The following is a 24,264-nucleotide window of genomic DNA, read 5'->3' as shown; positions in this document are numbered from 1 at the left end:
AATGCCCCTCCGCTTGCGGGGGCCGAGATATTTGCACTCTGGGAACCAAACACGTGGTAGAGATGAGTGAACAAGTCGAGGTCGACCACGACGTCGGCGAACCGAGCGAGCAGTGGCGCGAGTACCGGGGTGCGCCCACTGGCACCGACATCGAGTGCGAGGGCTGGCGGCAGGAGGCCGCCCTCAGGATGCTGAACAACAACCTCGACCCCGAGGTGGCCGAGAAGCCCGAGGAACTGGTCGTCTACGGCGGCACCGGACGGGCGGCCCGGAGCTGGGACGCCTACGACGCCATCGTCGACGAGTTGCGCGAACTGGACGACGACGAGACCCTGCTCGTCCAGTCCGGCAAGCCCGTCGGTCGCTTCAGGACCCACGAGATGGCCCCGCGCGTCCTCATCGCCAACTCCAACCTCGTCGGCCACTGGGACGACTGGGAGCACTTCCACGAACTCGAGGCGAAGGGGCTGATAATGTACGGCCAGATGACCGCCGGTTCGTGGGCGTACATCGGCACGCAGGGCATCATCCAGGGCACGTACGAGACGCTGGCCGCGCTCGCGGAGGAACACTACCCGGAGAACGACGGGCTTCGCGGGAAGATAGTCGTCACGGGCGGTCTCGGCGGAATGGGCGGCGCACAGCCGCTCGCCGTCACGATGAACGAGGGCGTCTGCATCGCCGCCGAGGTGGACGAAGACCGCATCGACCGCCGCATCGAGACCGGCTACTGCCAGGAGAAGACCGACGACCTGGACGAGGCCATCGAGAAGGCCCAGGCGGCCGCCGAGGCGGGCGAATCCTACTCGATCGGGGTCCACGTCAACGCCGCGGACATGCTGGAGGCGATGCTGGAGCGAGGGTTCGTCCCCGACGTGGTCACCGACCAGACGAGCGCCCACGACGAACTTGAGGGGTACTACCCCTCCGGCTACACCGTCGCGGAGGCCGACGAACTGCGCGAGCGAGACCCCGAGACGTACGTCGAGGAGAGCCTCGACACGATGGCCCGGCACGTCCAGGGCATCCTCGACATGCAGGACGCGGGGGCCGTCGCCTTCGAGTACGGCAACAACATCCGCGGGCAGGTGAAAGAGCACCGGGAGATGGAGGACGCGTTCGACTATCCGGGCTTCGTCCCGGCCTACGTGCGCCCGCTGTTCTGCCAGGGGAAGGGGCCGTTCCGCTGGGCGGCGCTCTCGGGGAACCCCGAGGACATCCACCGCACCGACGAGGCGGTCAAGGAACTGTTCCCGGAGAAAGAGCAGTTGCACCGCTGGATAGACCTCGCCCAGGAGCAGGTGGAGTTCCAGGGCCTCCCCTCGCGGGTCTGCTGGCTGGGGTACGAGACGGACGACGAGGGACTCACCGAGCGGGCGCGGTTCGCGCTCCGCATCAACGACCTCGTCGCCGACGGCGAGATAGAAGCGCCCGTCGTCGTGACCCGCGACCACCTCGACGCGGGCAGCGTCGCCTCGCCGAACCGCGAGACGGAGGCGATGCAGGACGGCTCGGACGCGGTCGCGGACTGGCCCATCCTGAACGCCCTCCTGAACTGCGCGGCGGGCGCGGACATCGTGAGCGTCCACGACGGCGGGGGCGTCGGCATCGGCAACGCCCTCCACGCGAACAACCACGTCGTGCTCGACGGCTCCGACCTCGCCGCCGAGAAGGCCCGGCGGGTCTTCACCACCGACCCCGGCATGGGCGTCGTCCGGCACGCCGACGCTGGCTACGACCTCGCGCTGGAGGAGTCGGAGAAGTCGAACGTCGCCGTCCCGATGCGTGACCGAGAATGACGGGACTCACGCACGCCTTCGAGTGGACGGGGACCTCGGCGGACCCGAACGACGAGCAGTTCGGCCACGTCGTCGAGCAGGCCGCGCTCGCGGACGCCGACCGGTACGACGCCGTCATCGTCGGCGAACCCTACGACGGCGCGGTCATCGGCCGTCCGGGTGCCCGCGAGGGACCGGCCGCCGTCCGGAGCGCGCTCGCGGGAACGAAGACTCACCACCTGGACGCCGGTCCCGTCGGCGGCGTGGCGGACCTCGGCGACGTGGACGTACCGACGGGCGAGAGCGTCGCCGACGTTCAGGACGCGATAGGTGAGACGACCGCGGCGGTCCACGACACCGACGCGCTACCGGTGTTTCTCGGGGGCGACAACTCGCTGACGGTGCCGAACGTCGCGCCACTGCTCGACGAGTCGGTCGGCGTCGTCAACTTCGACGCCCACTTCGACTGCCGGGCGGTCGACGGCCAGCCGTCCAGCGGGACGCCGTACCGCCAGTTGCACGAGGCGGGGCTGGACGCCTACGCCGTGGTCGGTGCGCGCCACTTCGAGAACTCGACGGCGTACGCCGACTACGTCCGCGAGCGGGGCGAGGTCGTCACCGCGGAGGAGGTCGGCGACGACCCGGTCGAGGCGGTCGACACCGCGCTGGACGCGATGGCGGACGTCGATTCGGTGTACGTCAGCGTCGACCTCGACGTGCTCGACGCGGCCGCGGCGCCCGGCGTGAGCGCGCCGACGCCCGGCGGCCTCTCGACCCGGGAGCTGTTCCGCTCGCTCCGCCTCGTCGCCAGCGGGGCACGACGCGCCACGGCGGACGCCGGCGGACCTCGCGACCGCGTCGCGGGGTTCGAGGTGGTCGAGTGTGCGCCGCCGCTGGAGTCCGGCGACCGCACGGCGCAGGCCGGGGCGCGAGCCGTCGCGCACTTCCTCGCCGCGGCCGCGGGAGGTGGACGATGAGCGACGTCGACGCCGTGGTGTACGACGCGAACGAGGTCGTCACGGTCGAGGAGAACGGCGAGCTCGGCGTCTACGAGGACGCGGCGGTCGCCGTGGTCGACGGCGAGGTGGCGCGAATCGGCTCCTCGGGCCCGGTCACCCGCGAGTTCCCGCCGGAGAACGCCGCGAACGCGGTCGACGCGGACGGGAAGGCCGTGATTCCGGGGTTCGTCGACCCCCACACGCACGCGCTGTTCGCGGGCGACCGCTCCGACGAGTTCGAGGCGAAGTTGCGGGGGAAGACCTACCAGGAGATACTGGCGGAGGGCGGCGGTATCCTCCGGACGGTGCGGGCCACGCGGAACGCTGGCGACGACGAACTGCTCTCGAACCTGCTCGACCACCTCGACACGATGCTCGCGCACGGCACGACGACGGTCGAGGTGAAGTCGGGGTACGGCCTCGACACCGAGACGGAGCTTCGGATGCTCGACGTCGTCGACCGCGCCGACGACCGCCATCCCGTCGACGTGGTGCCGACGTTCATGGGCGCTCACGCGGTGCCCGAGGGGAGAGAGACGGAGGAGTACGTCACCGAAGTCGTCGAGGAGCAGATCCCCGCCGTCGCCGACCAGGGCGTCGCGGAGTTCTGCGACGTGTTCTGCGAGGAGGGCGTCTTCGACGTTCCCCAGTCGCGGCGCGTGCTCGTGACCGCGGCGGAGCAGGGGATGACGCCGAAGGTGCACGCCGAGGAACTGGCCCACATCGGCGGGACGCAACTCGCCGCCGACGTCGGCGCGGCCAGCGCCGACCACCTGCTGCACTCGACCGAGGAGGACGTCGACGCGCTCGTCGAGGCAGGCGTCTCGCCCGTCCTCCTCCCCGGAACGGCGTTCGGTCTCGGCGCGGACTACGCCGACGCCCGGACGTTCCTCGACGCCGGCGCGCCCGTCGCCACCGCGACGGACTTCAACCCGAACTGCTACTCCCAGAGCATGGGGTTCGCCGCGTCGCTCGCCTGCGTCGAGATGGGGATGACGCCGGCCGAGGCGCTGGTCGCCGCGACGAAGAACGCGGCCAGGGCCGTCGACGTCGAGGACGGCACCGGGACCCTGCTGGAGGGGACGCCCGGCGACCTCGCGGTGCTCGACGCGCCGACCTACGTTCACGTTCCCTACAACTTCGGCGTGAACGCCGTCGAAACCGTGGTGAAGGGCGGCGAGGTGGTCGCGGACGGTGGCGACGTGGTCGAGAGCAGGGAGGTGGTCGACCGTGCGTGAGCGTACCGCCGGACGTGTACCTCGACACCTTCGACGGCAGCCCAGACCCGGAGATTCGCTTCCGCGACGACCCCGACGCGGGCGCGACGATACTGGAGATACCGGACGTCGGCCCGGTCGGTGTCGGGTCGCTCAGTCTCCAGTTCCTGGTCGAGCGGCCCGACTCGACGCCCGAGGAGATGCACGTCGTGATTCGCGAGGTCCTATCGGAGAACGGTCGGTTCGGCGACCGCTACGTCGCCGAGGCGGACGGGAGGGTGTCGTTCACCGGCGGCGACGGGCGACCCTGAGCGTTCAGGAGGTGCGAGCATGACCGAGGTACGCCTCGACGGCGAGAGCCTGACGCCGGAGGACGTCGAGCGCGTCGCCCGCGACGACGCGCCAGTCACCGTCACCGACGACGCCCGCGAGCGCGTCCGGGCGGCCCGCGAGCGCGTCGACGCGGTCGTCGAGAGCGGCGACGCGGTGTACGGCGTCAACACCGGGTTCGGCGAACTCGTCGACGAGCGCATCCCCGCCGAGGAGATAGAGACCCTGCAGACCAACCTCGTCCGGAGCCACGCGGCCGGCGCGGGCCGCGAGTTGACCCGCGAGGAGGTCCGGGCGATGATGGTCGGACGCGTCAACGCGCTCGTGAAGGGCTACTCCGGCGTGCGCGAGGTCGTCGTCGACCACCTCGCGACGATGCTGAACGAGGGAATTCACCCGGTCGTCAACTCCCGGGGAAGCCTCGGTGCGAGCGGTGACCTCGCCCCCCTCGCGCATCTCGCGCTGGTGCTCGTCGGCGAGGGAGAGGCCCGCGTCGAGCGACGCTCGACGGACGGGGCGAGCGAGGAGGAGAGCGACCGCCGAGCGGACGGCGAACGACTCGACGGCGACGCGGCGCTCGCGACCGCCGACCTCGAACCCCTGACGTTGCAGGCGAAGGAGGGGCTGGCGCTCATCAACGGCACCCAGTTGACGGTCGGCCTCGCCGCGCTCGCGGTCCAGGACGCCGAGCGCGCGATACGGGCCGCGGACGTGGCCGGCGCGCTCACGACCGAGGTGACGATGTCCACGACCGCCTCCTGCGACCGGGCCATCGCCGACGTGCGTCCCCACGCCGGCCACGCCGCGAGCGCCCGGAACGTCAAGCGACTCACCGTCGACTCCGAGATAGTCGAGTCCCACCGCAACTGCGACCGCGTGCAGGACGCCTACTCGATTCGCTGTCTTCCCCAGGTCCACGGCGCGGTCCGGGACGCCGTCGCCCACCTCCGGGATGCCGTGGAGACGGAACTCAACAGCGCGACCGACAACCCGCTCATCTTCCCGGCCGACGCGGTCGACGAGCGCGCCAGCGGGACCGGCGACGCCGCCGTCCTCTCCGGCGGCAACTTCCACGGCGACCCGCTCGCGCTCCCGCTCGACTACCTGACGAACGCCGTCACGGAACTCGCCGCCATCGCCGAGCGACGGGTGGACAGGATGTTGAACCCGAACGTGCAGGAACCGCACCTGCCGCCCTTCCTCACCGAACGGCCCGGCCTGCGCTCGGGGTACATGCTCGCCCAGTACACCGCCGCCGCGCTCGTCAACGAGAACCGCGCGACCGGCCGGCCGTCGATGGACAACACGCCCGTCAGCGGCAACCAGGAGGACCACGTGAGCATGAGCGCCCAGAGCGCCTTCGACGCCCGGAGCGCGGTCGAGAACGCGCTGACCGTCGTCGGGGTCGAACTCCTCTGTGCCGCCCAGGCCGCGGAGTTCGTGGACCGCGAGGCGCTGGCGGCGGCGGACGCGACAGGTAGCGCCGACCACGACGGCGAGGACGACGACCTCGCGCACGGGGTCGGGACGGGCGCGGCCTACGACGCGGTTCGGGAGGTCGTGCCGCCGCTCGTCGAGGACCGACCTATCCACGAGGACATCGCGACCGCAGCGACGCTGGTCCGGTCCGGCCTGCTCGAAGCGCGCGTCGAGGACGACCTCGACGAGTCGCTGGAGTAACGGTCCGAAGTCGGCCGGAGCGCGACTACGCTTCCGTCCCGGTCCGGTTGCCCGACCGCACGTCTCCGTCGCGGCCGAGCGCCCAGAACCCGTGGTCCGGACAGCGGAACACCCGGTCGAAGACGCGTTCGGACTCCGCGTCGCAGTCCGGACACGGGCGGGCCGGCCCCTCGGCGTCGGTGTCGGCGTCCATCGCGTCGTACACCTCCTCCCAGCCGGTGCTGGGCGAGGACCGCTCGTCAACCATCGTCGCCTCCCGCACCGCAGCGGAAGCAGCCCGCTCGCATGCGGGAGTCGGTGCTTTCGAGGCCGCAGCGCTCACAGCGCCAGTACTGGTGGTCGAGGCGTCCGTCCGCGTCGAGTCCCTCGTGCGGCCCGGTTATCGGTTCGGGAACGGTGATTTCTTGTAACCGTCTCGTATGGGTGTGCATTGGGCTTGCTGGCAGAGGCACGCCCGGCGTCGGGGTGCTGGTGACACCCCGACCGTTTCACGACGCCAGGCGTCGTTCGTCGCGCTGTTCTCCCGCCCATCGCGCTCGTACGACTACTCGCGGCTCCGTCTTCGTTCGACGGTTCGTCGTCACCCCCCCAGAAATGTTCTCGAACGCGGTGGACCGCGGCCGTCGAGTCGACCGCGTCCGCTACTGCGCAGGAGGCTCCGACTCGCCGGACTCGCCAGCGTCGCCGGCGTCGGCGTCCTCGTCGAGGCCCTCCAGCGCGTCGATGGCCGCCTCGCGGTACTGTTCGACCGGAAGGTCGTACTGCTCGCGCGCCATCGCGGCGTACTCGTTCGCGTCGTCGTCGAACGCCGCGACGCGTTCGATGGTGCGCTGTGCCGTCTCGACGACCCAGCGGTCGCGCGTCGAATCGTCGACGACCGTGATGGACTCGGGACGCACCGAGACGTTGACCGTCCCGTCGTCCGTCTCGAACGTGCGCGGTTTGCCCGCGATGGCGACGTACGCCGGCGGTTCGAGTTCGCGGAGCATCCCCGCGGCGTCGGGCTGGTACTGGCCGGCGTAGACGAAGAACGTCCCGGTCGGGTCGACGACCCGGCCGCGCCAGTACTCGCTGTCTTCGCCGACGTCCTCCTTCTCGGTCAGCGTTCCGACGACGAACACGCGGTTCGCCCGCTCGCCCGTGGGGAGGAGCAGGTAGACCGGTGCGCGTTCGTCCTCCGACTCCTTGAACGTGTAGCTCGCGTCGTTGAACTCCGCGGCGAACGCACGCCGCGCGACTTCTCGCGTTGGTGCACCACTCATGTCAGATCGACCTCGCTTTGATGAGCGCTTCCTCGGCATCCACTGGCCCGGTCAGCGTCTCCATCTCGTCGACGAGCAGGTATCGACCCATCGTCGGCCCGGAGACGCGGTAGTAGTGTCCGAGCGTCTCTTCGCGCATCTCGTCGGCGACGACCGTCGTGTCGAGCGCGTCCATCGCCATCTGTTTCGCCTCGTCGAGCGAGATGCCGGTCAGTTCCTCCGTCGCTCCCTCGTCGAAGATGACTTCGTGCACGTCGACGCCGTCGTCCAGAACGCCCTTGATGCGCAGGTCGAACTCGCCCTCGACCTCGCCGTGTTCCGAGCAGCGACCGTTCTGGAGGACGCGAGTGCAGTCGTCGTGGGGACAGCGCTTGATGAGGCCGCTGCCGGACTGGATGTCCACCAGCGCGCCCTCGATCTCCTCGCTGTCGTCGCCGACCTCCATCTCGCGGTCGAGTTCCTCGATGGTGGTCGTCCGGTTGAGCTTCACGGAGTAGTCGCCCTGGTACTCGTCGGTGACGACGTTGCCGAGTCGGTAGACCTTGCCCTCCTCCAGTTCCGGGAGGTCGGACTTGGCCCACTTCGTGAACTTGATGGTGCCGCTCTCGTCGCCGAGCAGGCCGACCTGCCCGACGGCGTCGCTCCGGGGCTCCCAGAGGTCCACTACCTTGGCGGTGACGTTCAGCCACTGCTCGTCGGTGTCGATGTCGGCGAGTTCGGCTTCCTCGGTGCCGCCGCCGCTGCGAATCTCGTCGCGTTCGAGGCCCGCCTCGTCGAGGTAGTGGCTGACGACGCTGCGTCGAGCCTCCTCCATCGGCACTCTGTACTCGTTGACCAGGCTGTCGAGACGCGACGCTACGTCGTCTACCGTCACGTCCAGGTGGTCGGAGAACTGTTCCTGAATCTCTTCCGCATGCTGTCGCACATCGGTCATGGTTTGCTCCACGTCTCCGCTTTGGTTTCCACGGGAGACGTATCGGGGTTGGTGCGCGATGGCATAAAAGGTTACGTAGCCGGAGTGAAAGTGTAAATCCGAGCGAGCAGCGCCGAGGATGCGTATATGGGTGGTTTGAAGCTAGCGTTTTCGGGCGGTTCGAGAGCCCTCTCCGGTTCGTCCGGAGGGTGGTCCGGGTTAGAACAAGCGCGGGACCGGTGCCGACCCGAAATTCCTTGTCCATCGCCGACAGAACGACGGGCATGAGCGACGTCGTCGTCGAGCGCCTGTCCCCCGACGAGGCCTTCGAACTGATGGCTCACGAGACCCGGTTCCGCATCCTCCGCGCGCTGGACGAGGTCGACGACCCGCTCGCGTTCAGCGAGGTGCGAAAGCGGGTCGGCGTCGAGGACCCGGGACAGTTCAACTACCACCTCGGGAAACTCGTCGGGCGGTTCGTCCGCGAGGACGACGAGGGGTATCGGCTCACTGCCGCCGGACGTCGAGTCGTCGGTGCAGTGCTGTCCGGCGGGTACACCAGCGTGCTGGAGGGCGACCCGGTCCCCATGGACGTCCCGTGCCTGAACTGCGGCGCGCCGATGGAGACGCGATTCCGCGAGGACGGCATCACCGTCGGTTGCGACGACTGTGACATGACGTTCGCGAATCCGGACGTCCCGCCGGGCATCCTCGAAGACCGGTCACGGGAGGACGCCCCGGCGGTCGTCGACCGGTGGAGCAAGCAGCTGATGCACGCGATGACCTACGGGTTCTGCGACTGCTGCGACGGCCCCGTCGAGGAGACGGTGTACCTGCCGGACGACGACGTCGCCCCGGACTGGGTCGACGGCGAGCAGTTCGACGTCCGGGTCAGGTACGACTGCGGTCGGTGCAGTCAGCGGTGGGACTCGTTGATTCCGGCCGTCGTCGTCGCGCATCCGGCCGTCGCCGGTTTCCACCACGAGCACGGCGTCGACGTGCGGAAGACGCCGATGTGGGAACTGGACTGGCTGCGAGCAGGGGCCGCGACGGTCGTCGACGAGGACCCGCTTCGCGTCGAGGTTCCGGTCACGGTCGACGACGAGACCCGCGTGTTCACCTTCGACGCGGACCTCGACGTGGTCGACGACCGGCAAAAGTGACAGATTCGTAATAGAAACTCGTTTCTGCAACGACGCTCACAGAAATGTATTTCTACTAACAGTTAACGGCGGGGCGGTACTGCCTCCGTTCATGTCGAAGCTCCGTTCGAACGTCGCGTTCGTCCGGCTGTTCCTCGGTCGACTCGTCACGAACGCCGGCGACAGCCTCTACTTCGTCGGCGCGATGTGGCTGGTCTACCACCTGACCGGGTCGTCGCTCTACACCGGAATCGCCGGATTCCTCGTCCAGCTACCGACCAGCGTTCAGTTCCTCTTCGGCCCGCTCGTGGACCGCTGGCGGCTCCGACGCGTCCTCGTGGGGACGCAGCTCGTCCAGGGCGTCTTCGTCCTCGTCGTCCCCCTCGCCGCCGCGACCGGGCATCTCTCGGTCTGGGTCGTCCTGGCCGTCATGCCGGTGCTCTCGCTCGTCAACCAGATGGTGTACCCGGCCCAGACCGCGGCGCTCCCTCGAATCGTCGACGAAGAGCAGCTCGTCCGCGCGAACTCGCTGTTCTCGACCGCCTACTAGGGAACCGAGGTGGTGTTCAACGCGGCGGGCGGTGCGGTGCTCGCGGTCGTCGGCGCGACGACGCTGTTCGTCGTCGACTCGGTCACGTTCGCGGCCGCGACCCTCCTGTTCGTCGGCCTGACCGTTCCGGCGGTGGACGACGCGAGCGACGAGGACGACGCGGCGGACGAACGCTACCTCGAAGACCTCCGGGAAGGCATCGACTACCTCCGCGGGTCGGTCGTCGTATCGATGGTTCTGGGCGCGATGGTCTCGAACTTCGGCGCCGGCGCGGCGATGGCCGTGCTGCCCGCGTTCGCCGACTCGCTGGGCGGCCCCGAGACGTACGGTCTGCTGATGGCGGCGCTCGCCGGCGGGAACCTGCTCGGTGCGGCCGCCGCGTCGCTGGTCGAGAACCGGTCGTACGGGTACTTCTCGGTCGTCGGGTTCGTGTCGGCCGGCTGCTGCCTGTTCGCGGCGCTGACCGTTCGCGGACCGCTCGCCACCACCGTGCTCCTGTTCGCCAGCGTCGCCCCCGTCGGCGCGTTCAACGTGATGTTCTCGTCGATGCTGCAATCGTCGGTCGACGACGCGCTCCTCGGCCGCGTCAGCGCCGTCGTGTCGAGTCTCACCGCAGCCATGATGCCCGTCGGCAACCTCCTCGGCGGAGCCGCGGGCGAAGCGTTCGGTCCCGGGTCGGTGCTGTCCCTGTTTTCGGGGCTGCTCGTCGTGCTCGGTTGCTACTACCTCGTCCACCCGAAGATACGGTCGCTCCCGTCGGTCGCCGAAACCGACGAGGTGATGCTGGGACTGCAACCTCCCTCCGAATCGTAGCGGACGCGTGGCCGCCGACCGCGAGGCCGAGACCACCAGTTAACCTATCTACCTCTACCCACAAACGCGACGCATGGACGACCGCCTCGAACGCTTCCTCCGTTCGAAACTCCGGAAGGCGGGCAAGAAGGTCGAAGAGCGACGCAGGTCCACCAGCGACCAGATCTCCGAGGCGAAGGAGGCCTACCGGAACGCCCGGGACACCGCGCTCGCGGACCTTCCACAGGACGAGCACGGCCGGGCGAAGATAGTCTGTCGGCGGTACGTCGAACGCCGGGCGGTCCGCCTCGACCCCGAGGGTCGTCCGGCCTGCTTCGACCCCGACCATCCCGACTGCGAGGGTTGCGCCGAGGACGTCCGCGACGGGCGCGTCGAGACGTGGTGACCGGAGTTCCGGACGAACGAGAGCGACGTTCGGGAGGGTCCTGCCGGCGACCCGTCAGACGTTCGAGGCTCCGCGACCGAACGCCCGGACTGCGGTGGAACGGTACGGCCGGCGAATCGGCCGGCCGCTCGACGTGTTCGTAGTCGGTCCTGACGACGGGGACGCAGTCGCTCGTGCCGCGACGTTCGAGCGACGCGGCCGATTCTGACCGCAGTACGCCCGGTGAACGGTCTAGAAGCCGGAAGCTGCTTCAAACAGGCAACTCTATTTAAATAGTATTCTAGCGTATCTACATAATGAGGAGGAATTACGATGAACACTGAGTACGAGAGTGGCACCGAAATGGTATCGAACACCGCCGCCGAGGGGTGGCGCGGAATGATGGGAGCCGGAATCGTCGTGGCGGTCCTCGGCGTCCTGGCGATACTGTTCCCGTTCGTCACGGGCGTCTCGCTGTCCATCCTGCTCGGCGCGGCGCTCGTCGTGGGGAGCCTCGTCCACGTCGCGGCGGCGTTCTCCGGCAAGGGATGGACGGGATTCGTCGTCCAGGGGCTGCTGGCGGTCCTCTACGCCGTCGCCGGCATCTCGCTGATGGCGAACCCGGTCGTCGGACTCGCGACGCTGACCGTGCTGGTGACCGCGTTCCTGTTCACGGCCGGCGTCTTCGAGATCGTCATGGGCGTCCGGGCACGGCCGGAGAAGAACTGGAGCGGACTCGTCGTCAGCGGCGCGCTCGCGCTCGTGTTGGCCGGACTCGTCTGGGTGAACTTCCCGGCGAGCGCGGCCTGGGCCATCGGCCTGCTCTTCGGCGTGAAGCTGCTGACCAGCGGTCTGGCGATGGTGTTCGTCGCCATGGGCGGCCGCGAGACGGCCCGCGAGACTACCACTCCGCCGGGGAGCGAACCCCGCGGAGCCTGAACCGACTCTTTTCGCGCTCCCGCAGGAACTGACGGGGCGAGCGTCGTGCAGCGAAGACGAGCGGACGAACCGCAGGTCACTCCTCGTCGAAGTCGCCGACTTCCTCGTCGGGGAGCGTGATGAGGTTCTCGCGGCCGATGCGGAGCTTGTCGACCTGCCCCTCGTCGGCCATCGACGACAGCAGTTGCGACACCTTCGCGTTCGACCAGTTCGTCTCCGTGACGATGTCGGCCTGTTTCATCCGACCACCGTTTCGGCGGAGCATGTGTTCGACGCGTTCCTCGTCGGAGAGCAGTTCGGGGTCGGTGTCCCCGTCCGACGCGTCCGGTTCGGGAGCGAGGCTGCCGGCGCGGTCGAACGTCTGCTCCTCGGCGGGCGGCGCGTCGTCGGACGACTCCTCGTCACGCCGCTGCGCCAGGACGTACAGACCCGCCCCGCCGGTGCTGACGACGAACAACAGGAGGACGATTCCCAGTAGCCCGCGCCAGTCGAAACTCTCCTGGGACGGCCCCTGGCCGCTGTTTTTCTCGTACGTCACCGCTATCTCGCCGGGGAAGAACGACGTCGGGCCCTCGTAGCGAAGCGTCCCGTTCTCGTGACCCTTGTTCGGCGAACTCTTGACGTGGTACCCCTCCGGTTTCTGGATGACGAGTCGCTGGTCGTCCCGCAGTTCCCAGAGCCACGTCGAGTTGCCCCCGTCGAGGAGGAAGGCGTCGCGGACGACGATGCGGTCGCCCGGCGTCCGGGAGAAGTTCGTCCAGGTGAACGTCAGCGACAGCCGTCCCGTCCCGTTCCCGACGTGGTAGCTCCGGTCGACCTGCCGTATCCGCATCGTCCGACCCGTTTCGTCCGCGGCCAGACGAGCGACCTTCCGGAACAACTCGACGGAGTAGCCCACGTCGTTCTGTCCGCGTTCGAACTCCTTGCCGAGGCGCTCGAACGCGGCCGTCTCGTTCGCACCGTCGAGCGCGAACCTCGTCGAGACGTTCCAGTGGGCGTCACCGTCGGATTGCGGCGTGACGTACATCGTCGTTCCGTTCGACCGCGTGGCGTTCGCCGGTGCCGACCGGTTCGCGACCGCTGCGTCGACGTCGGTGGGAGCGTCGACGCTCGCGGCCACGCCGGGACGAGTGGCGTCCCAGCGTGCGCCGCTCGTTCCGGTGGCGACCCCCAGAACGAGGAGGAAAAGGAGGGCAACGAGGAGGGACGGGTGCGACCGCATACCCATGTCTGGTCAACCCGCCAAGAAAATACTTTCCATCCATGCGATAAAACATCAACGTTGTTTTTAAAACGTTTCAGCCTCTCTGCGTCGTTCGTAGTTCTCCTCTCCGAGACCCCCACGTATTTTAACGAGTAAGTTCCTAAGCAACGATTATGAGTCGAGCCCTCCCCCTTATCCTGTCGTTGCTCCTTCTCCTTTCGTCGTCGGCGGTCGCCGTCGGCGTCGACGCGCCCGCGGCGGAGAGGCCACCGAGCGAGAATGAATCGAATCCGGTACAGCCGCCCGGGTTCAACAACACGTCTTCGCATCTGAGCCTCGGAACACCGGGCAGAACCGACGTCCACTCGCCGTCTATCGGACTCGGAACGGCGCTGGCGATGAACACCGAACGGACCGAGACCCGACACCAGATGTACGCGCTAGAGGAGCGCCTCCAGTCGGCGAGCGGTCGCCAGGAGAAAAATCAGATCCTGCTCCGCTACCAGTTCTCGATCAAGTCCCGGCTCTCGACGCTACAGAACGCGGAGCGCGCCGCCAGCCAGAAGTACAACGACGGAACGCTCACGACGCGGCAGTACACTCGCAGACTCGCCCTCATCGACGCGCAGGCGGCCGGCGTCGAGCGGTCGATAAGCTGGATGGCGGAGCACGCGGACGACGTCCCGCGGTTCGCGCCGCAGGTCTGGACGCTCAGGGGCGACCTCGTCACGCTACAGGGGCCGGTCAGGCAGTCGATCGGCAGGACGATTCGCGGCCAGTCGGACGCCAACGTCGTCTCCGTCGCGGCGACGAAGTCGGGGGTCGTCCTCGCGACGACTCGCGGTTCGCAGTACGTCCGCGAAGCGTACCGGGCCGACTACCGAAAACCGAAGACGACGGGGACGATGTCCTACCGGGAAGCCCAGAACGTCACGGTCTCGCAGTATCCGTGGCTGCAGTCGAACTCGGTCAACGTGGACAAGAGTACCGACGTGCGATACAGTTCGGTCGGCATCTGGAAGACCGACTTCGTCCACCCCCAGGGAGTCATCGAGGCGTACCTCGACGGCAGCACGAAGGAGGTCTTCCGCGAGGTCCAGTACAAGGACCTCACCGGTCCGTCTCGGGTCCCCTACGGTCCGGCAGTACGGAACAACTCCACGGACCTCGAACTGGCGGTCAACCGGACGTACTCCGGGGGTCCGCTCCGGGTCAACCTGACCGACGCGAACGGTAATCCGGTCAACGGCACCGTCGAGGTCGCCGGAACCGAACTCGGACCGACCGGCGCGGACGGGGTCCTGATGACCGTCGCTCCGCGCGAGCAGTTCACCGTCTCCGCTCGACGCGGACTGAACACCGTCTCGGTGACCGTCCGTCCGTACGGCGTCCAGGCCGAGAACGCCACGTCCGGCCCGTCCGAAACTTGAAGTACGGAGACGGGACCACCTCGGGGCGTGTCGTCTCGCGCCCTCTCGCCCGCCGTCGGCACCGTCCTCCTGCTGGTCGTGGCGCTCGTCCTCGCCGGAGGGGTCGGGACGCTCGCGCTGGATACGACCGTGCCGCGAGAGCCGACCCACGCCGCCCTCGCCGTCTCGGCCGACGCGGAAGCCGACCGGCTCGTCTTGCTCCACCGAGGCGGCGACCCGCTGTCGGTCGAGCGACTCTCGGTCGCCGTCCGAATCGACGGGACGCCGCTCGACCACCAGCCGCCGGTCCCGTTCTTCGCCGCGACGGGGTTCCGGCCCGGCCCGACGGGGCCGTTCAACAGCGCGACGAACGAGACCTGGACCTCCGGCGAACGGGCGGCGATAGAACTCGCCGGGACGAACGACCCGCTCCTCGACCCGGGCGACCGCGTCCTGGTCCGCGTCCGCCTCGACGGTCGACTCGTCGCGGAGGTGTCGACGACCGCTGGCTGAGTTCCCGTTCGTCGAGTCCGGGAGTCCGACGCCCCGGTCGAGAATCGAGCGTTCGCCGAGAGGTGCTCGCAGAGAAGACGTTCGTCCGGCGGTTCGTCACTCCTCGGGCACGCGCGCCACCGTCGTTATGGCGACGTCGGGGTCGTACGAGGGGCCCATCTCGCGATGGCGGACGTCGTCGTAGCCCGCCGCGTGGAACATTCGGTCGGCCTCCTCGCGGTCGTAGAACAGCATGATGGCGTCAGCGACCTTCTGCATGACGCCCGTCTTGGGGTAGTTCGGGCCGACGACGAGCACCTGGCCGCCGGGTTTCGTCACGCGTCGCATGTCCCGCAGCGTCGCGACCGGGTCGGGCCAGTACTCGATGGACCCCGACGACCACACCACGTCGAAGGTGTCGTCGCGGAACGGCAGACGCTCGGCGTCGCCGCGATAGAAGCTGACGGGGTCGTGCTTGCCGAGCTTGTCCCACGCCTTCTCGAGCTGGTGGACGCTCTGGTCCAGCCCGTGGACGTTCTCGGTCCGCTCGAGCAGCCCCTCGGTGGCGAAGCCGGTACCGCAGCCGACGTCCAGCACGCGGTCGTCCTGGTCGATGTCGAGCATCGATATCGCTTCCGCTCGCATCTCCTCGTTCCAGACGAACGGGTTGACCGTGTCGTACACCTTCGAGAGGTACTTGTAGAAGACCCTCGCGCGGCGCTTGTTTTCGAGGATGCCCATTGTTCGACACGTTTGCTCCGACGCTCATCAATCCCACCGGTTCGCGTCCGCGGTTCGCCAGCGCCCGGGACTACGGCGACGGTCGGCCCGGCTTGCGCACCGTCACGTCACCGTCGGGAGTCACGCCGACGAGCAGCGGCTCCTGGACCGCCCGACCGTCGACGGCGTCGCCCGCCGAGTCGCTGATGAGCTTCATCAGTTCCGGCGCGGCGTGGCTGACCTTCACGCCGGCGTCGTCGCAGGCGTCGTACACCCGGGAGGGAACGTCGTAGAGGTCGGTTCCGGCGTCGACCTCGATGCGTACCGGCGCTTCGAGGGCCGCCGCGAACGCCACCGTCTCGCGCGCCTTCCGGACGTTCCCGCGGGCGCTGGCTTCGACGCTGGAGACGTTGGCCCGCGACGTCCCGAGCGCGTCGGCGATGGCGGCCTGGGAGAGCCCGCGCTCGCGGAGCGCGAGCACCTCCGCCTGCCGATACGTGAGCACGCTCTCGTCGGCGTCGAACCCGGCTTGCCGGAGCAGTTCGTCGGCGTCGGGGTGCTGGCTCATACCGACCGATAGGAGTCGGGAGCGAAAAAAGGTCCGTCCGCGGCGAGCGAACTCCGGCGAGACGAGAGAGACCGAGGACTGTCCACGCCCGAAACGGTCGTCTCGTCGGGCCTCACCCGCCCCAGAAGTTGTCGCGGCTGCCGAGCTGGGGCGGTCGCTCGCTGCCGTCGTCTTCGGCGGTCTCCTCGTCGTCAGCGGTCGCCTCGTCGTCCGCTTCGTCGGCGTCGGCGTCCGCTTCGTCCGCGTCGGTTTCGTCCGCTTCGTCCATCGGCAGACGTTCGACGAGGTCGGCGCGAGCGTGATTGCTCTTGACGTTGATTATCTCGACCTTGGCGCGGGCCTCCGGCAGGACGCCGTCGACCATGACGATGAAGCCGTCCTCGGTCCGGCCGACGCCGGCACCGCTCTCGTGGATGTCGTCGACGTCGACGACGACCTCCTCGCCGGGCTGGACCGGGGCGGTCTTCAGGTCGCGAATCGGCTGGTTGTAGTAGTTGCACCACTCGGCCCCGCCGCGGTCACCGTAGTGGTGACACCCCATTCCATCGATGCGCTCCTCGAAACTCGGGCAGTCGTCGGCGAGTGGACAGTCCGGCATGGCTACCTCTTGTGTTCCCCCCGCCTAAACACTTCCGACAGCCGTTTTCTGCGGCCCGAGACGCCGGCACGCACCGCCGTCGCTGCCCGTGGTCTCCCGTCCGAGAAGCGCCGAGCGGCGACACCCAGGACCGCGACGTTCCGGCGGTCGGCCTCGCTCACGCGGAACGGACGTCGCGCTTCCAGAGAACGTACGCGCCGCTGCCGCCGTACAGCAGGACGAACGGGAGGCCGACGGTCAGCATACCCATCATGCTCAGCGAGACGCCGAACGTCGCACAGCACAGCGCGAGCAGTCCGATGGTGAGGTACTGTCCGGTCATCTCAGGCCAGCGGCGTGCGTTCGACGACCTGTCCGTCGTAGGTCGGATACTGTTCGACGATCTCGCCGCGCTCGACGTCGCCCTCCTCGACCATCTCCTCCAGCAGCCACCACGCGAGTTCGACGTGGTCGGACTTGACCGTGTAGAACTCCTCCGGGACGCCGAGTTCTTCGAGACGCTCTCTCGTCTCCCACGTCTTGCCGTAGACGAGCGTGCCGTCGTCGGTGACGTCGTCGAACTCCCGGCGGATGTTCCGGGCCATCCGCTTCAGTCGATTGCGGTGCTGGGCCGCGTCCTTGAACACGGAGGTACAGAAGTAGACGCGCTCGTGGTCGCCCATCACGTCGAGAATCTGCTCTTTCGACCCGTCGACGGCGGACATGTGCCCGTCCTGGAGTTCGTAGCCGGCCTCCTGCATCCGGCGGTAGTTGCCGTCGGACATCTCGAACTCGTTGACGTTGCAGAACTCGGCAGCACCTTCGTCGAGGAACTCCAGGAACTCCTCCTCGGGTCGGATGCCCGGAATCTCGAACGCGGGCGTCAGTCCCTCCTCGCGGGCGATATGGAGGATTTCCTCCCACTCGGTGCCGTGGAGGTCCCCCCAGAGTTCGTAGGGCGGGTGGAACCGTATCTCGTCGAGGCCGGCCTCCGAGAGGCGACGCATGTTCTCCCGGCCGCCCGTGATGCCGGTGTAGAGGTGCGTGTGGTGGTCCTCGCCGAACTCCTCCTTGAGCATCGAGAGGTACCGGCAGGTCTTGTTCATCGCCTCCTGCGGTTCGCCGCCCGTGATGGAGGTGCCGAGAGCGTCCATCCGCTTCGCCTCGGTGATGACGTCCTCGTCGTCCTCGACGAGGCGCTCGTTGGCGTACACGTCGGTGACGTTCTTGCGGTTCTCTCCGAGCGGGCAGTAGAAGCAGTCGCGCTGGTCGCAGTAACCGTAGACGAAAAGTACCATCTTGCCCCCTTTGGCGCACTGTTCACAGCCCTTCGAGATCATTCGTTGTCATCGTTTTGCGGTCGAGCCTCAAAAAGCGTGCGAAACGACCGCTGTCGTCCCGGCTCCGTCGCGTCGTCGCGTCACGGCCGCTTCCGACCGCGACCGGCGTCGACGGCGGTCCGTGGCCGCGGTCCGTCCCCGGGGAGATTCCGGCCGCGAGCCCGTCCGGACGGACCTCGAATCGCCCGGCGTCGGCGGGGCGCGGAGCCGTGACGCCTGTGAACGAACCCCGTTACGCGGAGGTTTTTTCGGGGGGCGCGATGTCGTGGGCAGTATGGAGACGCCGATTTCGTTCGGAACCGACGGCTGGCGGGCGACGCTGGACGAGTTCACTGCTCCGCGCGTTCGTATCGTGGGGCAGGCCGTGGCGAACTACCTGCGGGAGGTGGAGGGGCGCGAGGACGGCACCGTCGCGGTGAGCTACGACGCCCGGGAGACCTCGCGCGGGTTCGCGGAGGACCTCAGCCGGGTGCTGGCCGCGAACGGCTTCGACGTGCTCATCCCCGAGCGGGACACGCCGACGCCGCTGCTCGCGTGGACCATCGCGGACCGCGAGCTGGCGGGCGGGCTAATGGTGACCGCCTCGCACAATCCGTCGGAGTACAACGGCGTGAAGTTCATCCCGTCGGACGGCGCGCCTGCGCTCCCCGAGGTGACGGACGAGATAGAGGCGCGACTCGCGGAACCCGACCCGCTCCCCGAAGACGAACACGGTGTGGTCCGCGAGGAGGACTTCGTCGCGCCCTACGCCGACCACGCCTTCGGTCTCGTCGCCGAGCGCGCCGGGTCGGACGGGAGCCGGGGCGAAGTCCCTCTCGACCTCTCGGACCTCTCGGTCGTCTACGACGCCATGCACGGTAGCGGTCGCGGCGTGACCGACCGCCTGCTGGCGGAGGCGGGCGCGGAGGTCGAGCGCCTGCGCTGCGAGCGCGACCCCGAGTTCGGCGGGTCGCCGCCGGAACCGAGCGAGGAGCATCTCGGCGACCTCGCCGCCGCGGTCCGCGAGCGCGACGCCGACCTCGGCATCGCCAACGACGGCGACGCCGACCGGTTCGCGGTGGTCACGCCCGACCGGGGCTTCCTCGACGAGAACCTCTTTTTCGCCGCGCTGTACGACTACCTGCTGGAGGACGACTCGGGACCCGCCATCCGGACCGTCTCCACCACCTTCCTCGTCGACCGCGTCGCGGACGCCCACGGGGAGGAGGTGTTCGAGACGCCGGTCGGCTTCAAGTGGGTCGCGCAGGCGATGGCCGACCACGACGCGCTCGTCGGCGGCGAGGAGAGCGGCGGGTTCTCCGTGCGGGGCCACGTCCGCGAGAAGGACGGCGTCCTCGTGGCGCTGCTCGCGGCCGCCGCGGCCGCCGAACGCGGCTTCGACGACCGCGTCGACGCCCTCCTCTCGGAGTTCGGCGAGATACACCAGGGCAAGATCAGCGTCGACTGCCCGGACGAGGAGAAGGCGCGCGTGCTCGACGACCTCGAAGCCGAACTGCCGGAGTCGGTCGCCGGCCAGGACGTCGAGGACGTCGTGACCGCGGACGGGTTCAAGATACTGCTCGACGACGGCTCCTGGCTGCTCGTCCGGCCGAGCGGGACGGAGCCGAAGATGCGCGTCTACGCCGAGGCGGACAGCGAGGACCGCGTGTCGGAACTGCTGGACGCGGGTCGCGACCTGGTCGAGCCGCTGGTCTAGTCCGCACCGAACCGGTAGCCCAGGTCGTCGAGCGGCCGGAACGACGTCGCTTCGACGCGCTCGGTGACGACGCGCCCGCCGACGTCCACGAGGAGGTACGCGGCCGCGTCGTCGCCGTCGGTCAGAATCCGGAACTCGTCGTCCCGTATCTCGACCGCCGCGCGGTCGGTGAGCGCCAGCCCCGTCGCGCCGGTCCCGCACAGCGCGTCGGCGAACGCACGCCGTCGCTCCGCGTGGGCGTGCGGCGTGAACCGCAGGCCGTCGACCCAGCCCAGCGCGTCGAGCGGTCCGTACTCGGCGTCCGGAACCGCGTCGGCGAGTCCGCCGTCGAACCAGCAGAGCGCGCCCGCGCTGAGTCCCGCGAGGAGCGTCCCGTCCCGCGCCGCCGTCCGGAGTCGTTCGGCGACGCCGCGCTCGCGCCACCGGTCGAGCAGCGCACCCGTGTCGCCGCCGCCGACGTAGACGAGGTCGGCCGCCGCGATCTTCCGTTCGACCGCGTCGTCGCCGTCGGGGTCGTCGACCAGTCGGAGCACCGTCGTCTCGCAGCCGAGTTCGTCGCCGTAGTAGCGGTGGAACCGTTCGCAGTAGCCCGCGGCGTCGCCGCTCGCGGTCGGGACGAACAGCGCCGTCGGTGACGCGCCGTCCGCCGCCGCGACGACGCGCCGGTCGATTCGTTCAGTCTCTCGTTCGGCGATCTCTCCGCCGCCGATAGCTACGATGTGTGTCATGGAGTCGTGTCGTTGCGTAGTCGTGTTGTTGGGTAGCGTCGTTCGTCACGCGATACCGTGGCTCGCCGTCGGGCGAACCGGGCGAAAACGAGGGGGAGTCTGTGGAGCGCCTGCTACGTGGCAGGCGCACTATTCGGGGCGGACGCGTCCCGCTGCGTACGCAGTGTGCGAGCGGAGCGCTCGCGGCGCCGGCGCGTCGGCGCGTCTCGCACGCAGTCGGGTGTCATCACCTGTACCTGTTTCCCGTCGTAGTGATAAACGTTGGGTCCGTCACGTGGAGTCGAGGCTGAGGAGGCCGCTCGGATTCAGGTAGTAGACGACCGCCAGCGCGACGCCGAGCAGGGCGACGAGCAGTCCGAGGAGGTCGCCGACGCCCATCACGAACCCGTCGGCGAGCGTGATGTACGCCATCAGGACGGCGAACGCGAGCCAGATGCCCGCGAGTCGACGCCGTTTCGTCTCGTCCATGGTCACGGTTGGCCGGCGACGCGCGTCAGTGTTTGGGTTCGCAGTCGCCCGAGGACGGTCGACTCGGATGCCGTCGCGGGCGGGAGTCGTGTGGCAGCGGAGCGAGACGCGGACGCTCAGGGGTCGTCCCCGGTCGACCCCCGGAGCCTGTCGTCGCTCAGGCGTTCCATCTCGAAGTCCATCGAGGCGTAGAAGGGTCGCACGCGCTCGTCGAACTCGGCGGTGAGCCGTCCGTGGCGCCGGGTCGCCCGGTCGACGAGCGCGGTTCCGATGCCGTTCCCGCGGCGGGCGCGCCGGACCGCGATGGACCGGAGGAAGACGCCGTCGTCGAGCGGTTCGAGCACCGCCGCGCCCAGCACCCGGCCCTCCTCGACCGCGACCAGCACGTCGCCCGCCTCGATGCGCGCTTCGACGGCGGCGGCGTCGGCTTCCAGCATCGCGGCGTCGAGGAGACGCATGACGGCGAGATGGTCGTCCGGGTCGGCGACGCGGACGGTCATCCGCCCTTGATGAGCCGGAGCACCTTCACGTGCGCCGCGTCCACCTGCCGGTCCTCGGGGACCGGCCGACCGTCGACCATCACGGACACCTCGTGCGGGCTGAGACCGACCTCCGCGAGCAGGTCGGCGTACGTGGCCTCCTCCACCTCGAACTCGTGGGTGTCCTCGCCGACCACCTCGACGGTGACGTTCATACTCCCCGTTTCGCCCGTCTCGCCTTTAGCGTGTCGTCGCCCGGTCTCAGGTGGTCGGTCCCTCGTCGCCCCCGCGCCCGCGCTGTGAGGGTCGCGTCGGTTCCTCGCGCCGTCCCCGGTAGCGCGCCCACAGCGTCAGCGAGAGCGCGCCCAGCCCCAGCAGGAGGACGAAGAACTGGACCAGTCCCCCGAGAATGGGGATGCTCGTCACCACCGCGACGACGAGCAGTCCGAGCAGGAGTGCCAGCCAGCGGTTGCGCTCGTCCGCGAGCGAGAGCAACCACGCGCCGACGACGTACGCCCCGTACACCGCGGCGGCCCAGAGGACGACGGCGAACAGCAGCGCGCCGAGGACCGCGATGGGGATGCCGACGATGGTGATGGCGAAGATGACGAGCACGAGGGGAACGAGGATGAGCAGCGCGAGGCCGACGCCTCCAGAGAGCAGCGGAGTGGCGCGCGCTCGACCGGCGACGCTCTGGGAGAACGTGGGGAACACCGCCAACAGGACGACGCCGAGCAGGAGGTTCACGAAGAAGCCGTACACCGCGCCGACCCAGTTCGGCACGACCGGGGCCGGACCGACCCGCAGTTCGTCGCTCTGGATGATAGACCCCTGAACCTGCGCGCCCTCCGCACGGTCGAGTTCGCCGTTGTACCGCAGGTCGCCGCCGATGCTCGCGTTGGGGCCGAGGGATATCGAACCCGCGCCGACGACGGCGTCCCGGCGGACCGTCCCGTTGAGGGCGACGGACCCGCTCGCGGACTCCACCGCACCGACCCGTGCGCCTCGTTCGAGTATGGTGGTCCCGCTGGCGGCGTTGACCGAGCCGGCGACGTCGCCGCTCACCCGGACGTTGCCGGCGAACGCGACGAGGTCGCCGTTCACCGTCCCCGGGACGTCGACGTTGCCCGAGAGCGCCGTCACGTCGCCGTTCACGGTTCCACGAACGACGAGGCTCCCCGCGGTGACGGTGAGGTCGCCGTCGACGGTTTCGCCGCGCTCGACGACGACAGTTCCGCCCGTTCGTGTCTCCTGGGCCGCGACCGTCGCCGGAACCGCGGCGAGCGCGGCGACCAGGACGACGGTGACCGCGAGGACGGCGACCGAGCGTTCCATCATGTCGGCCGGAAACGACGACCGTCGGGATAGTAATTGAGTGCTTATAGCTCCCGAAACGGATGTTTCCGGTCCGGACGGCGGAATCCAACCGCCACCTATCGCTCCGCGGCGCGGCCGTTCTCGCGGGCTTTAAGGGTAACAGGTACCTCTGCTGGAGTATGACCGAGGCTGACGCGGACGAGGTCGGGACGAACGCCGAGGCGGCCGAAGCCGCCGAGGAGGCGACGGACGCCGACGAGGAGAGCGCCGCCGGGCGCGGCGACATCTGGGTCGAGAAGTACCGCCCGCAGGAGCTCTCCGACGTCGCCGGCCACGACGACATCACCGACCGGCTACAGAGCTACATCCGGCAGGACGACCTCCCGAACCTCCTCTTCTCCGGGCCAGCCGGCGTCGGCAAGACGACCAGCGCGCTCGCCATCGCTCGCGAGGTGTACGGCGACGACTGGCGGGACAACTTCCTCGAACTGAACGCCTCCGACCAGCGCGGCATCGACGTGGTCCGGGACCGCATCAAGAACTTCGCCCGCTCGTCGTTCGGCGGGTACGACTACCGCATCATCTTCCTGGACGAGGCGGACTCGCTGACGGACGACGCCCAGTCGGCGCTCCGCCGGACGATGGAGCAGTTCTCGCACAACACCAGGTTCATCCTCTCGTGTAACTACTCCAGCAAGATAATCGACCCCATCCAGTCGCGGTGCGCCGTCTTCCGGTTCGGCCCGCTCTCCGACGAGGCCATCGCGGAGTACGTCCGCGAGATAGCGGTCGACCAGGACATCGAGACGACCGAGGGCGGCGTCGACGCGCTCGTCTACGCCGCCGACGGCGACATGCGCAAGGCCATCAACGCGCTCCAGGCCGCCGCCGTGATGGGCGAGACGGTCGACGAGTCCACCGTCTTCACCATCACCAGCACCGCCCGCCCGGACGACATCGAGGAGATGGTCAGCATGGCGCTCGCGGGCGATTTCAGCAAGGCGCGCTCGACGCTCGACGAACTGCTCACCGAGCGCGGCATGGCCGGCGGCGACGTCATCGACCAGATTCACCGCTCCGTCTGGGAGTTCGACCTCGACGACGACGACGCCGTGCGCATCCTCGACCGCGTCGGTGAGGCCGACTACCGCATCACGGAGGGCGCGAACGAGCGCGTCCAACTGGAGGCGATGCTCGCCTCGCTCGCGCTCGACGACTGACCGAGAACGCCCTCCGGACTCGCTGGGCTTCCCGTCGCTCCGTCGTCCGGACCCCGCTTC

At 68.8% G+C, this 24,264-nt stretch carries 27 protein-coding genes and 1 pseudogene; 13 read left to right on the top strand and 15 right to left on the bottom strand.

The window, feature by feature from the left end; genetic code table 11:
- The first annotated feature begins 62 nt into the window (after positions 1 to 62).
- Genes hutU through hutH form a run of 5 tightly spaced genes read left to right on the top strand, consistent with a single transcriptional unit; the run spans position 63 to position 6,003 of the window.
- Positions 63 to 1,799: a urocanate hydratase gene (gene hutU / locus ACTF4R_RS06190; RefSeq protein ID WP_440007028.1), complete on the top strand. Its 1,737-nt coding sequence runs from the start codon at positions 63 to 65 to the stop codon at positions 1,797 to 1,799.
- Positions 1,796 to 2,755, top strand: a complete 960-nt coding sequence (gene hutG / locus ACTF4R_RS06185) for a formimidoylglutamase (RefSeq protein WP_440007027.1) — start codon at positions 1,796 to 1,798, stop codon at positions 2,753 to 2,755. Before hutU ends, hutG begins: the two co-directional genes overlap by 4 nt.
- Positions 2,752 to 4,014: an imidazolonepropionase gene (gene hutI, locus ACTF4R_RS06180; protein ID WP_440007026.1), complete on the top strand. Its 1,263-nt coding sequence runs from the start codon at positions 2,752 to 2,754 to the stop codon at positions 4,012 to 4,014. The genes hutG and hutI overlap by 4 nt, the downstream gene beginning before the upstream one ends.
- The gene (locus tag ACTF4R_RS06175) at positions 4,011 to 4,304 is read left to right on the top strand and encodes a DUF8121 family protein (RefSeq protein WP_440007025.1); all 294 of its coding nucleotides are present in this window, start codon (positions 4,011 to 4,013) and stop codon (positions 4,302 to 4,304) included. Before hutI ends, ACTF4R_RS06175 begins: the two co-directional genes overlap by 4 nt.
- A gap of 19 nt (positions 4,305 to 4,323) precedes the next feature.
- Positions 4,324 to 6,003 (top strand): histidine ammonia-lyase, encoded by a 1,680-nt coding sequence (gene hutH / locus ACTF4R_RS06170; RefSeq protein ID WP_440007024.1) that lies wholly within the window; start codon positions 4,324 to 4,326, stop codon positions 6,001 to 6,003.
- A 25-nt stretch (positions 6,004 to 6,028) separates the two neighbouring features.
- On the opposite strand, the gene ACTF4R_RS06165 is transcribed toward hutH, so the two are convergent.
- The 4 genes from ACTF4R_RS06165 to ACTF4R_RS06155 form a co-directional block, all read right to left on the bottom strand.
- Entirely contained in the window at positions 6,029 to 6,250 is a 222-nt protein-coding gene (locus tag ACTF4R_RS06165) for a hypothetical protein (protein ID WP_440007023.1), read from the bottom strand.
- Positions 6,243 to 6,434 (bottom strand): DUF8118 domain-containing protein, encoded by a 192-nt coding sequence (locus tag ACTF4R_RS21170; RefSeq protein WP_473965262.1) that lies wholly within the window; start codon positions 6,432 to 6,434, stop codon positions 6,243 to 6,245. Before ACTF4R_RS21170 ends, ACTF4R_RS06165 begins: the two co-directional genes overlap by 8 nt.
- A 210-nt stretch (positions 6,435 to 6,644) precedes the next feature.
- A complete protein-coding gene (locus ACTF4R_RS06160) occupies positions 6,645 to 7,265 on the bottom strand; it encodes an RPA family protein (RefSeq protein WP_440007022.1) in 621 nt (206 codons plus the stop codon).
- A gap of 1 nt (position 7,266) precedes the next feature.
- Entirely contained in the window at positions 7,267 to 8,199 is a 933-nt protein-coding gene (locus tag ACTF4R_RS06155; protein WP_433626075.1) for a replication factor A, read from the bottom strand.
- 263 nt (positions 8,200 to 8,462) lie between these two features.
- Between ACTF4R_RS06155 and ACTF4R_RS06150 the strand changes: the two genes are divergently transcribed.
- The 4 genes and pseudogenes from ACTF4R_RS06150 (at position 8,463) to ACTF4R_RS06135 (ending at position 11,986) form a co-directional block, all read left to right on the top strand.
- Positions 8,463 to 9,341: a winged helix-turn-helix domain-containing protein gene (locus tag ACTF4R_RS06150; protein ID WP_440007021.1), complete on the top strand. Its 879-nt coding sequence runs from the start codon at positions 8,463 to 8,465 to the stop codon at positions 9,339 to 9,341.
- 91 nt (positions 9,342 to 9,432) lie between these two features.
- Positions 9,433 to 10,683: pseudogene (locus tag ACTF4R_RS06145) on the top strand (MFS transporter).
- A 73-nt stretch (positions 10,684 to 10,756) separates the two neighbouring features.
- Positions 10,757 to 11,068, top strand: a complete 312-nt coding sequence (locus ACTF4R_RS06140; RefSeq protein WP_440007020.1) for a DUF7091 family protein — start codon at positions 10,757 to 10,759, stop codon at positions 11,066 to 11,068.
- Between the two features lie 312 nt (positions 11,069 to 11,380).
- Positions 11,381 to 11,986 (top strand): HdeD family acid-resistance protein, encoded by a 606-nt coding sequence (locus ACTF4R_RS06135; protein WP_433626067.1) that lies wholly within the window; start codon positions 11,381 to 11,383, stop codon positions 11,984 to 11,986.
- Positions 11,987 to 12,062: 76 nt separating this feature from the next.
- On the opposite strand, the gene ACTF4R_RS06130 is transcribed toward ACTF4R_RS06135, so the two are convergent.
- The gene (locus ACTF4R_RS06130; RefSeq protein ID WP_440007019.1) at positions 12,063 to 13,208 is read right to left on the bottom strand and encodes a helix-turn-helix transcriptional regulator; all 1,146 of its coding nucleotides are present in this window, start codon (positions 13,206 to 13,208) and stop codon (positions 12,063 to 12,065) included.
- Between the two features lie 155 nt (positions 13,209 to 13,363).
- Between ACTF4R_RS06130 and ACTF4R_RS06125 the strand changes: the two genes are divergently transcribed.
- Positions 13,364 to 14,620, top strand: a complete 1,257-nt coding sequence (locus ACTF4R_RS06125) for a DUF7096 domain-containing protein (protein ID WP_440007018.1) — start codon at positions 13,364 to 13,366, stop codon at positions 14,618 to 14,620.
- Between the two features lie 27 nt (positions 14,621 to 14,647).
- Positions 14,648 to 15,112 carry a type IV pilin domain-containing protein gene (locus ACTF4R_RS06120; RefSeq protein ID WP_440007017.1) on the top strand — a complete coding sequence of 155 codons (465 nt, stop codon included), beginning with the start codon at positions 14,648 to 14,650 and terminating at the stop codon, positions 15,110 to 15,112.
- Positions 15,113 to 15,208: 96 nt separating this feature from the next.
- Here ACTF4R_RS06120 and ACTF4R_RS06115 read toward each other — a convergent pair whose 3' ends face one another.
- The 5 genes from ACTF4R_RS06115 to ACTF4R_RS06095 all read right to left on the bottom strand — a co-directional run bounded on the left by ACTF4R_RS06115 (position 15,209) and on the right by ACTF4R_RS06095 (position 18,296).
- Positions 15,209 to 15,832 (bottom strand): methyltransferase domain-containing protein, encoded by a 624-nt coding sequence (locus tag ACTF4R_RS06115; protein ID WP_440007016.1) that lies wholly within the window; start codon positions 15,830 to 15,832, stop codon positions 15,209 to 15,211.
- A gap of 70 nt (positions 15,833 to 15,902) precedes the next feature.
- Complete coding sequence (locus ACTF4R_RS06110) at positions 15,903 to 16,379, bottom strand: Tfx family DNA-binding protein (RefSeq protein ID WP_440007015.1); 477 nt, start codon at positions 16,377 to 16,379, stop codon at positions 15,903 to 15,905.
- Positions 16,380 to 16,491: 112 nt separating this feature from the next.
- Positions 16,492 to 16,977 carry a TRAM domain-containing protein gene (locus ACTF4R_RS06105; RefSeq protein ID WP_440007014.1) on the bottom strand — a complete coding sequence of 162 codons (486 nt, stop codon included), beginning with the start codon at positions 16,975 to 16,977 and terminating at the stop codon, positions 16,492 to 16,494.
- 157 nt (positions 16,978 to 17,134) lie between these two features.
- Positions 17,135 to 17,299 carry a hypothetical protein gene (locus tag ACTF4R_RS06100; protein WP_440007013.1) on the bottom strand — a complete coding sequence of 55 codons (165 nt, stop codon included), beginning with the start codon at positions 17,297 to 17,299 and terminating at the stop codon, positions 17,135 to 17,137.
- A gap of 1 nt (position 17,300) precedes the next feature.
- The gene (locus ACTF4R_RS06095) at positions 17,301 to 18,296 is read right to left on the bottom strand and encodes a radical SAM protein (protein ID WP_433626044.1); all 996 of its coding nucleotides are present in this window, start codon (positions 18,294 to 18,296) and stop codon (positions 17,301 to 17,303) included.
- Between the two features lie 274 nt (positions 18,297 to 18,570).
- Between ACTF4R_RS06095 and ACTF4R_RS06090 the strand changes: the two genes are divergently transcribed.
- The gene (locus tag ACTF4R_RS06090; protein WP_440007012.1) at positions 18,571 to 19,992 is read left to right on the top strand and encodes a phosphoglucomutase/phosphomannomutase family protein; all 1,422 of its coding nucleotides are present in this window, start codon (positions 18,571 to 18,573) and stop codon (positions 19,990 to 19,992) included.
- Here the strand turns inward: ACTF4R_RS06090 and ACTF4R_RS06085 are convergent.
- From ACTF4R_RS06085 to ACTF4R_RS06065, 5 genes are all read right to left on the bottom strand, one after another.
- The gene (locus ACTF4R_RS06085) at positions 19,989 to 20,720 is read right to left on the bottom strand and encodes a Type 1 glutamine amidotransferase-like domain-containing protein (RefSeq protein ID WP_440007011.1); all 732 of its coding nucleotides are present in this window, start codon (positions 20,718 to 20,720) and stop codon (positions 19,989 to 19,991) included. The two genes, ACTF4R_RS06090 and ACTF4R_RS06085, sit on opposite strands and share 4 nt — an antisense overlap.
- A gap of 270 nt (positions 20,721 to 20,990) precedes the next feature.
- The gene (locus tag ACTF4R_RS06080; protein WP_113274652.1) at positions 20,991 to 21,188 is read right to left on the bottom strand and encodes a hypothetical protein; all 198 of its coding nucleotides are present in this window, start codon (positions 21,186 to 21,188) and stop codon (positions 20,991 to 20,993) included.
- Between the two features lie 116 nt (positions 21,189 to 21,304).
- Complete coding sequence (locus ACTF4R_RS06075; RefSeq protein ID WP_440007010.1) at positions 21,305 to 21,688, bottom strand: GNAT family N-acetyltransferase; 384 nt, start codon at positions 21,686 to 21,688, stop codon at positions 21,305 to 21,307.
- On the bottom strand, positions 21,685 to 21,882 hold the full coding sequence (gene samp2 / locus ACTF4R_RS06070; RefSeq protein WP_113274650.1) for a ubiquitin-like small modifier protein SAMP2: 198 nt from the start codon (positions 21,880 to 21,882) through the stop codon (positions 21,685 to 21,687). The genes ACTF4R_RS06075 and samp2 overlap by 4 nt, the downstream gene beginning before the upstream one ends.
- Positions 21,883 to 21,928: 46 nt before the next feature.
- Positions 21,929 to 23,005, bottom strand: a complete 1,077-nt coding sequence (locus tag ACTF4R_RS06065; RefSeq protein ID WP_440007009.1) for a bactofilin family protein — start codon at positions 23,003 to 23,005, stop codon at positions 21,929 to 21,931.
- A 158-nt stretch (positions 23,006 to 23,163) separates the two neighbouring features.
- Between ACTF4R_RS06065 and ACTF4R_RS06060 the strand changes: the two genes are divergently transcribed.
- The gene (locus tag ACTF4R_RS06060) at positions 23,164 to 24,204 is read left to right on the top strand and encodes a replication factor C small subunit (RefSeq protein WP_440007008.1); all 1,041 of its coding nucleotides are present in this window, start codon (positions 23,164 to 23,166) and stop codon (positions 24,202 to 24,204) included.
- Positions 24,205 to 24,264 lie beyond the last annotated feature (60 nt).

Origin of the sequence: Halomicrococcus pelagicus (genome assembly GCF_051917725.1) — an archaeon.
Lineage (GTDB): Archaea > Halobacteriota > Halobacteria > Halobacteriales > Haladaptataceae > Halomicrococcus.
The sequence above is the reverse complement of the archived record's forward strand: the minus strand, read 5'-3'. Positions and strand labels throughout refer to the sequence as shown.

Bases quoted from the DNA above. Each gene is read 5' to 3' on its own strand.
- hutU (WP_440007028.1), top strand. From the start codon at position 63: ATGAGTGAACAAGTCGAGGTCGACCACGACGTCGGCGAACCGAGCGAG.
- hutG (WP_440007027.1), top strand. From the start codon at position 1,796: ATGACGGGACTCACGCACGCCTTCGAGTGGACGGGGACCTCGGCGGAC.
- hutI (WP_440007026.1), top strand. From the start codon at position 2,752: ATGAGCGACGTCGACGCCGTGGTGTACGACGCGAACGAGGTCGTCACG.
- hutH (WP_440007024.1), top strand. From the start codon at position 4,324: ATGACCGAGGTACGCCTCGACGGCGAGAGCCTGACGCCGGAGGACGTC.
- ACTF4R_RS06165 (WP_440007023.1), bottom strand. From the start codon at position 6,250: ATGGTTGACGAGCGGTCCTCGCCCAGCACCGGCTGGGAGGAGGTGTAC.
- ACTF4R_RS21170 (WP_473965262.1), bottom strand. From the start codon at position 6,434: ATGCACACCCATACGAGACGGTTACAAGAAATCACCGTTCCCGAACCG.
- ACTF4R_RS06160 (WP_440007022.1), bottom strand. From the start codon at position 7,265: ATGAGTGGTGCACCAACGCGAGAAGTCGCGCGGCGTGCGTTCGCCGCG.
- ACTF4R_RS06155 (WP_433626075.1), bottom strand. From the start codon at position 8,199: ATGACCGATGTGCGACAGCATGCGGAAGAGATTCAGGAACAGTTCTCC.
- ACTF4R_RS06150 (WP_440007021.1), top strand. From the start codon at position 8,463: ATGAGCGACGTCGTCGTCGAGCGCCTGTCCCCCGACGAGGCCTTCGAA.
- ACTF4R_RS06140 (WP_440007020.1), top strand. From the start codon at position 10,757: ATGGACGACCGCCTCGAACGCTTCCTCCGTTCGAAACTCCGGAAGGCG.
- ACTF4R_RS06135 (WP_433626067.1), top strand. From the start codon at position 11,381: ATGAACACTGAGTACGAGAGTGGCACCGAAATGGTATCGAACACCGCC.
- ACTF4R_RS06130 (WP_440007019.1), bottom strand. From the start codon at position 13,208: ATGCGGTCGCACCCGTCCCTCCTCGTTGCCCTCCTTTTCCTCCTCGTT.
- ACTF4R_RS06125 (WP_440007018.1), top strand. From the start codon at position 13,364: ATGAGTCGAGCCCTCCCCCTTATCCTGTCGTTGCTCCTTCTCCTTTCG.
- ACTF4R_RS06115 (WP_440007016.1), bottom strand. From the start codon at position 15,832: ATGGGCATCCTCGAAAACAAGCGCCGCGCGAGGGTCTTCTACAAGTAC.
- ACTF4R_RS06110 (WP_440007015.1), bottom strand. From the start codon at position 16,379: ATGAGCCAGCACCCCGACGCCGACGAACTGCTCCGGCAAGCCGGGTTC.
- ACTF4R_RS06105 (WP_440007014.1), bottom strand. From the start codon at position 16,977: ATGCCGGACTGTCCACTCGCCGACGACTGCCCGAGTTTCGAGGAGCGC.
- ACTF4R_RS06100 (WP_440007013.1), bottom strand. From the start codon at position 17,299: ATGACCGGACAGTACCTCACCATCGGACTGCTCGCGCTGTGCTGTGCG.
- ACTF4R_RS06095 (WP_433626044.1), bottom strand. From the start codon at position 18,296: ATGATCTCGAAGGGCTGTGAACAGTGCGCCAAAGGGGGCAAGATGGTA.
- ACTF4R_RS06090 (WP_440007012.1), top strand. From the start codon at position 18,571: ATGGAGACGCCGATTTCGTTCGGAACCGACGGCTGGCGGGCGACGCTG.
- ACTF4R_RS06085 (WP_440007011.1), bottom strand. From the start codon at position 20,720: ATGACACACATCGTAGCTATCGGCGGCGGAGAGATCGCCGAACGAGAG.
- ACTF4R_RS06080 (WP_113274652.1), bottom strand. From the start codon at position 21,188: ATGGACGAGACGAAACGGCGTCGACTCGCGGGCATCTGGCTCGCGTTC.
- ACTF4R_RS06075 (WP_440007010.1), bottom strand. From the start codon at position 21,688: ATGACCGTCCGCGTCGCCGACCCGGACGACCATCTCGCCGTCATGCGT.
- samp2 (WP_113274650.1), bottom strand. From the start codon at position 21,882: ATGAACGTCACCGTCGAGGTGGTCGGCGAGGACACCCACGAGTTCGAG.
- ACTF4R_RS06065 (WP_440007009.1), bottom strand. From the start codon at position 23,005: ATGATGGAACGCTCGGTCGCCGTCCTCGCGGTCACCGTCGTCCTGGTC.
- ACTF4R_RS06060 (WP_440007008.1), top strand. From the start codon at position 23,164: ATGACCGAGGCTGACGCGGACGAGGTCGGGACGAACGCCGAGGCGGCC.